The sequence below is a fragment of the Rhodopirellula maiorica SM1 genome (genome assembly GCF_000346295.1).
Lineage (GTDB): Bacteria > Planctomycetota > Planctomycetia > Pirellulales > Pirellulaceae > Novipirellula > Novipirellula maiorica.
Map to the genome: position 1 here is coordinate 1 of NZ_ANOG01000366.1, position 7853 is coordinate 7853.

At 51.6% G+C, this 7853-nt stretch carries 4 protein-coding genes; all 4 read right to left on the minus strand.

Annotated elements, in window-relative coordinates:
* Window positions 1-1728: NACHT domain-containing protein (locus RMSM_RS11830; RefSeq protein ID WP_040765898.1), on the minus strand; the 1728-nt coding region annotated here is incomplete at its 3' end.
* A 151-nt stretch (window positions 1729-1879) separates the two neighbouring features.
* Window positions 1880-4405 carry a DEAD/DEAH box helicase gene (locus tag RMSM_RS11835; RefSeq protein ID WP_040765901.1) on the minus strand — a complete coding sequence of 842 codons (2526 nt, stop codon included), beginning with the start codon at window positions 4403-4405 and terminating at the stop codon, window positions 1880-1882.
* A gap of 362 nt (window positions 4406-4767) precedes the next feature.
* The gene (locus RMSM_RS11845; protein WP_008695902.1) at window positions 4768-5847 is read right to left on the minus strand and encodes an IS110 family transposase; all 1080 of its coding nucleotides are present in this window, start codon (window positions 5845-5847) and stop codon (window positions 4768-4770) included.
* A 240-nt stretch (window positions 5848-6087) separates the two neighbouring features.
* A partial coding sequence (locus tag RMSM_RS11850; RefSeq protein ID WP_236622102.1) for a recombinase family protein occupies window positions 6088-7853 on the minus strand: 1766 nt, incomplete at its 5' end.

Here is a 7853-nt window from a genome sequence, read left to right on the forward strand (position 1 = left end):
TAATCCCAATTTCTCCAATTCGCCTTCTAGCGACGCTACATCAATCGCGGGGTTGTCCACGATCTTAAACGCGATCAAGTCGAACGCTCTCCATGCAGTCGTTCGAGAATTCGCCTCACTCGAGCTATCTGGGGGATTCGGACTTGTTTCCATCAATGCGATGGTCTTTTCAAATAACTCCGCCCGATTGCTCACCGAATCTTCATCATCAACAGCCAGACGAACGAGAAATCCGAGAAGTAATGGGTTGCGCGCCGCAAGACTTTTTACCGCGGGCACATCTGCAGAACGGCTTTCGACGATGCCATCCAGAAATTTTGTAAGCTTAGCATCGCGCACCTTGCTATCTTCAATTGCAGCACCAAACAAACGCTTGGCGTGTTCGCGAACCTGAAACTCCGACAGCGGCAAGAGTTCGAGATGATTAAAGCCTGAAAGGAGGTCAGGATAATGGCCGACTGGACGCGTTGTCACAACTATTTGGCACGACCGTCTTGATGCCCCCCAATTTCGAATTTCCTTTGCGATCTCTGGGCGTGTGGGGTCGCATTCGTCCAGACCATCGAGAACTAGAAAATCGAGATCGTCGATGAGCGTGGAAGCGAGCTTCGCACTCAGGTTTGCAGAGTTTTGAACAAGAGCCGTTAGAGCTTCATGGAATGTATCACCCGAATCAATTCGCTTGCGAATCAGCTTGAGACGGGCACTATGAACCAGGGTTCCCCCGGTTGCCAAGTCATGAGTCAATCTTTGGCAGAATGTTGTTTTCCCACTTCCCGGACCGCCTATGACTACGGTTCGGTCTGCGAAGCTCGCCAACAAGTTCACTCCCCAGCTCGAAACGCTGCTATTGCATTCAGCCAACCGTTCCCACTCGTGGTAATCACGTATCAGTCTTTCCAAAGACTCTTTTTGGAGCCTACGGTCCTTTTTGTCGTTAATAACACCAATCGGAATCCATGCATCGTTGATCGAGAGGGAGATCCCTAAACCCAATGCCTCGAAGCAGGCAGTACTATTCGCTAACGCTCGGCTGTACGTCGAGTATGCAATGTGGGAATTGTCGGTAGAGTTATTTAGTTCGACGTGTCGGCCAACAATTGAGACAAACTCCCGTGCCGTTGATCTACCCTGTCGTTGAATCATTTTGTGCGAGTGTTTGCAGAGCGATTTCCAAGCGGTAAATGTTTCAGCAGGATTCGACACGACTTTCCCGAGCATCGTGTTCGCGGTTCGCAGGTCCGGCAAATTGTCGTCCAGGTCCATGACAACAACTCGAAGACGCGGCAATACATCGTCAGCGTCAATTGCATTTTTTGTTAGAAAATCGCGGAGATCGACGGAAATCGCTTTTGCATTGTCTGTCCTGCCACCACGTTGAAGTTCTATTCGCAAGTCGTTGCAAATCGCGTTGCTGCTCTGTGAGTTGACGACCAAAGCACCATGAAGCGAACCATTCTCATTGAGGCCATTACAAAGACGTTGAATCGCAGACCAAAACTTGTCATCGACTCGAAGTTTCTTCTTCGCCTGAACCTCGATTCCTCCTTCATGCGTTACAATTAGAAGGTCATCGCCTGGTCCCCCTGACTCAGCGGAGACTACGTTGGGTATGTCAGAGCGTCCCTCAAACCAGTCAAGTGGTTGTTCCGTAATGGCATAGCATGCGATAAATGCCGTAACTTCTGCCTGGTAGTCGTAGCCACCGTCTCCTCCGTGTCCTGACATTGATTTCCCCGTGCTTTGGCCGAAAAACGAAAACTGCTGGCATCACGATCGGTTGGACTTGTGGTTGATGTGATTCGTTCTCAACTCCGAAAAGATCGCTAGGTGTAACGAGCGATCGGTTTCCTGCAATCCCACGTGTAAACCCAGTAAATCAACCTCGCCCGAAAGATCGTTCCGCTACGGTGAATGGCTTCAGATAATTGTCCGACAAAGCTGATGCGCTGACTGGAGATTCCGAGAGCAACCGACTGCACTCATGGAGCAATTCGCTTGGGGCAAGTTGAGACTCGCACAACTTGGTGACCAATGCTCTGGCATCCGAAATCAAGTTGATTAGTTTTGCATAGGTGAGCGCGAACGTTTCGTCTGCAGAAGCGGCTTCGGTCGCTAAACTTCTGGGATGCATAACAACTCGCTGAAACGAATGGCCGGGATAGTTTGCCGCAAACCACTGTGAAGCAACCAGCAATTGCCCATGATGCCCTTTCTTCAGTGCGTTTGTGTCCTTTTTTCGGCTCTTCGCTTCGATTACCCATGCTTTCTTGTCGGGAAACAGCCACAGTACATCTGGGCCCACTCCGTGGTCATCGTGTCGCTCGGTTACAAGTCCGATCATGGTTCCTAAGTCGGCGAGCGCCTTCTCGAACTGCGTTGCTGAAGCACCTTCGTGTAGGAACGCGACGGTGTCGTCGAAAGATTTAAGAAAACCGCGGCGTAGGTGGTATCCCTCGAACTGATTGACGACGTTGGTTGCTTGCTCGCCCGGTGTTACCAATGGTTGGTAAGGAGGACATACCTTGGGACGCAGCAAATTTCGATTGCTCGCATAAGCACGCTGCTGTAACGACTCAGAACGCTCTCGATTCCCCCAGTTGTCGGATATTCTGGCCGCAAGTTGACTCAGCCAACCAGACTCCGATCGGTCTTTGGAATCCAGCTCGTTAAGTACTTTCTCCAGCGTCGAAATCGCTTTCTGATGGTGCCCATCTTGCCACAGATTCATTGCCTTTCGTTCGGCAGTCACTCCAGTAAAGTCATGTGCAATCGCAGATGCCTCGTCAAGGCGTTCCGCGAGTGTCTCTGCGTGATATTCGGTCCAATCAGTATCGCGAGTGTAGCTACGCTCAATCGTTTCTCGCATATCAGACAAGTCCGATACTGCGCGACTGATTTCAATTCCCATTTCCATCTGTGCACGAGTGGAATCGGTAAGCAGTCGAAAGTTCGCGTCCTTTGCAATCCATCCTGCAATATCCGCCCCGTGCAAAATGACGACGCAATGATCCCCCGAGCCTCTTGCTCCTCGACCAATCCCCTGTTCGATTCGCTGCGCGAGCATTCGCATAATTGTCGTGCCGCCATGTAGAGCAGCAGCGCGATAAAGCTCATAGTCGGATGTTCCCTTTGGCAACCCACTTAGAATCAAGAGCCTGCACGAATTCCCAGGCAAATCCATTCCGTCGTAACGATTCGCAAACACGACCGGGCCGATAATTTCACCTTTCTGCAGCGACTCGACGGTACTTTCAACCTCCGCCGAGCCTTTTGCGAATGTTGCAACTTCCCGCCACTCCTCGGCCGCATTATCTGACTGAGTCAGGATTGTCACTCCGTAGTTTTGTTCGACCGTCCACTTAGCCAATTCCGCAATTACGTCACGAGTTTCGATGCGAAATGGCATCAGGTCAGGGATTAGAACCATTCGCTCGCTGACGCCAGCCAGTGATTGAGACTTGATGGGATTGGAGATTGAGCTCGGATCAGCATCAAACGTCCGAATAATATCGCTGTCGTTCGAGATTGTCGCAGACATGTAAATTCGCCGCTTGGCATCGGTGAACGTAGGAAACATATCGACCAGAGGAACAATCGGTGAGATCGTAAAGTGATCGCACCCAATTAATGCATGGCACAGGTGAAGTTTGTCTCGTAGCAAAGGCCATTGAAAGGCGAAGCTCTCGGACTGGGGTCGCAGGATCTCACGAACATCCTGAATTCGCTGATTCCAAGCCCAGTAGGGAACGTCTAAAACCGCATAGTCGTCTCCAGCGACGACATCATCGAAAGTTCCAATTCGATCCGTCTCGCTAAATGACGAGCGAAACAAGGTTGTCAGCGAGTCATAAATCTCACGATTTTTTTCACGGCTTACCGAAAGTGTGAAAGCGTCGCGAATCACCGAAAATGCGACGTGGGCATCGTCAAGAATGACTGCCTCGACTTCCTGAGGCGTCCCGCCTCCTCGCAGCTTGAATTTACTGCGTCCGTTGAAAAGAGCGTTGTAAGTGCCAACCATCAGTGCCGAGCCGTTCACAAACCTCTCGTCGAGATCAACGCCCTTCGTGTACGGCACAGCTGGGATTCCAAACTCAGTTGCCTTTGCAATAGTCTGCTTAACCAACTGAACTGTGGGAGTTAGGTATAGAACTGCCCCGCCAGTCTCGTTCATAGTTGATTGTGCCATTAATAATCCAACTATCGTTTTGCCGCCGCCCGTGTGTAGCTTAACCACCAAGTCTGCTTCACTGCGTCGGCCGAACCATTCGTTGAGCACATCAATCTGACTTGCGTAGAGATCATTAATACCTTCTGGCTTCGGTAGCCGGCGAAAGATGTCGTACGGTTGCACTGACTTCGGCTTTTGCTTTTCAGTCCGAAGTTTTCCAAAGTCCACCATGATCTAGCCCGTCTAATTGTATGACCGCGATTTCTTTCAAACTTCAAGTGACGGAGCCACTTGTGTTTGGGTTCGTATTTCTGACTTCAGCAAAGAATCGTACAGTGTGGCGGGCACCTCGCAGAGGGGGTTCTGGAGAACAATTTCCCGTGATCGGTGTTTGGCCGTTGCTGCGCCTCAAATTGTGCGACTTTCCCACACCGACGGGTGTTTGTCAGCGTGCTCCGGTGACTGCCATGGGGAATACAAGTCCTGCGCGAAAAATTCTTGTGATTGCGTACATTCTTCGTGCCACCGGATGGTGGTTATTTAAATTGTGCCGATTGAGTTGCTCCGATCCCATTTGAGGATCCTCTCTGACGTCAATGATCACGTTCTCGCCATACAGGTAATACATGAGAGGAACGACCCTGCCATATCAGGCGGTGGTGATCCGTCAGAGCGCCATGCACCGGAAAGGCAGGAATGCCACGGCCGACGAAGGCGGTGTGGATCCTCACACGGGCTAAGGGTCGCTCCTCAATTTCTAGTGAATTGGATTTGTTTATTTCATTTTGGGGAACTCCAAGTCTAGCAAGAACTGCTGTCAGTAGTTCTCCTATTTCAACGGGGCCGCGTCTACGTTCCGAGTGTTTACGAAGCACACTTGCCGCCACAATTGCTTCGTGTCCTTGCGTGTGACCAGGCAATTGTTCCACGGCTCTAGTCAAGTCCGCCAACACTTGTTGCATCGGTGTTTGGTGTATTCGATGAAACTCTCGAAGCTTTTCCAAAATCGAGTCAGGCGTGCGAAAGGCTGGGTGCCTCAATGGTTGATCTCCTGCTAAACATGCGAAGGCTAACCTCGAAAACTTTTTCGCCGTCTTTACACGACTCGCTCGAATATCGACTCCACGTGCGAAGTCCTGTTCTGCAAGTCCACGATAGTACGCGCAATGGGCAGCGAGGTTGTCCGCGATTCGCATTAACGCGCATCGTAAGCGTCGGTTCGCCTTTCGGATAATTGATCCGCTTGAGTCAGTTTGATTGCCTTGGTGCCGCGATGGAAACAAGCCGCATCCCCCAGTGATAGCGTTGGCATTGGCATATCCACCAATTGGGCCCATCTCGCCAGCGAGATCCGCTGCTGAAACGACATTAATTCCAGGGATCGACATCAAACGTACATACGGAGTTTGAACAAGCACGCTCGCTAGTTCCCGTTCAATCGCCGTAATTTGCTGGTTCAAATGCTGATACAACTCTTCCAAGTCTGTCCAGATCGCGTGGTGCAATGCTCCGTCTTGAATGGGCGTATCAGCCGATTGCGATGCCCAGCTGAGAATCTTGTCAACCGCGCGTTGGTTGCATCGTAGTGACTCTTTACGCAACCGCTTACAGATGCCGTCGCGACCGATCTTGAGCACCCTGGCAGGTGATTCACAGCAACGGCCACCGGCCATGACACTCTCCAGATTGAGGAATGGAAGCGAACTCCAAATTTTCCCCGAGACAATCCAGATTGCCTATTCCATTCCAGGAAAGAGTCTTTTCTTTCTCTCTAGTGTCATACCTGGCCGACACCGGAGCATTTGAGACCGAGGCAGTTACTTTTTGTCGATCCTCTAATAGCTAAAAAAATGACCGCGCTCACCCTGAGGTGAACGCGGTCTCGATGATGAACCAGCGACAACCGCGAAGAGTTATCGCTGGTGCCGACTACGACGGCCATCTGGCTTCGGCACGTCTCGTTTTTCGTACAAGCGAACCAGAGCGTTGGTGATCGCGGCACGCGAGACACCAATCTCTGCGGCAATGTCCTTTTCAATGACATTGGCATCGTGCAGTTCTTCGATACGCTTTTCAACCTCGGGATTGCCCTTGATCCTGACCTTCGACTCGCGCCGATGTTTGGTGCCAGCACCCTCTTGCTTGCCGTTGGCATAGTCGAGAGCGTTCAAAATGGTCGGCCTCGATACACCAAACTCCCTGGCGATCGCGTTGCACGAAGGTTTGCGTTTCGTCGACTCCGCAATGTTGTTATACCTGGCGAGGACTGCCTCTGCATTGTCCTTCGCCCAGCACGACCGTTCGGGCACTTGAAACTCCTCGACCCAAAACCAGTCATCAGGCAAGCCCCTAAACCGAAACGGATCAGTAACGGCGTCGATCTCCTCAAGAGCCGCTACTGACTCCCCGGGCTCGATTCGAGGCCGACCGCGACGGCGCGGCTTTGTTTGATAGTCGCCGGTTGCAGTTTCACCCGAAGGTTCATCCGATGTCTCCAGCGGTTGTTGCTTAGCAAACCAATTGACCGCATGAAACGAACTTCCAATTTTGCAAACCCTTAAACGCACACGGCCATCGTTGAAGCAGTCGATCCTGTCGACATGCATCGACAAGAACAGGTTCGTTTCCGTTGCGTTTTCACCGCTTAGTACTGTTGACAAGCGGTCGATCCGATCACGTACTTGTTCGGGACGGACAAGGGTCGCAAGGAAAGTCTCCGGATCAAAACCCTCATCAAGGATCGCCTCAATTTCACCGCGTCGATCGGATGCTTCGGCCAACTGAGTCTCGACCAATTCCCGAACCGAATCGGACAGTTTTGGTTTGCTTAGGGACTTAACCCAACCAGACATCTGCTCACGCAGCGTTGCCAATTCTGCTTCCAATCCCGGTTTCGCGTCAAGGTCTTCGGACTGGAGATCGCCCAAAGCCGCTCGAACTAGTTCCGTGATTTCGTCAACGAACTCCAATCTGGTAGGTTCGTCGCTCGGAATCAGATGCTTCAAGATGAAACCGACAACCGCTTCACGTAGCCATTCTTCGGGCACGCGAAATTTATTGTCGCAAATGCCGACACTACGGTTTGGACACATGTACGACATGTACACCGTATCCTTGTAGCTCGACGAATTTGGGTTCATCGCTGCATTGCAGTGCCCGCACCGGACCAGCCCTGTCAGAGGATACCGATAGCTGATGCCGCGTTGACGCTCGCCGCTTTCTGACTTTCGATTTCGGGTGCGAGCTATTCGGTGAGCCTGGATTTGCTGGAAGTCTTCGATTGAAATCAAAGGCTCACAGAAATCGGGAACGTGGATCACATCCTCAGGCGAGTTGGCTTCCAATACACGTACTCCACGAACAATACCCGTGCAGTTCTGGTCCCAAACCAGCTCGCCACAATAGATCGGATTCTGAAGTTGCTTGCCGATTGTGTCCGCAATGAAAGGCTTGAACTTGTCGGGAATGTCGGCTCGAGCGGTGAAGTACCTTGCCAGCCGAACTTGTCCCCAAGAACGCTCATCCTTGCTTTTCAGAAGCACCGCACGCATGATTGGGCCGGCTTCCTCATCGTGCACCAGATGGTTATGCACGATCGTCCGCGCACCGGGCTTTTCAATGCGTTCGACCTCATGGAGTCGGAATCCGAACGGCACTGGTCCTCCCGGCCAGAACTTTT

What these genes read in the sequence shown, in the direction of transcription:
- RMSM_RS11835 (WP_040765901.1), bottom strand. Translation starts at nt 4,405, where the DNA reads ATGGTGGACTTTGGAAAACTTCGGACTGAAAAGCAAAAGCCGAAGTCA.
- RMSM_RS11845 (WP_008695902.1), bottom strand. Translation starts at nt 5,847, where the DNA reads ATGGCCGGTGGCCGTTGCTGTGAATCACCTGCCAGGGTGCTCAAGATC.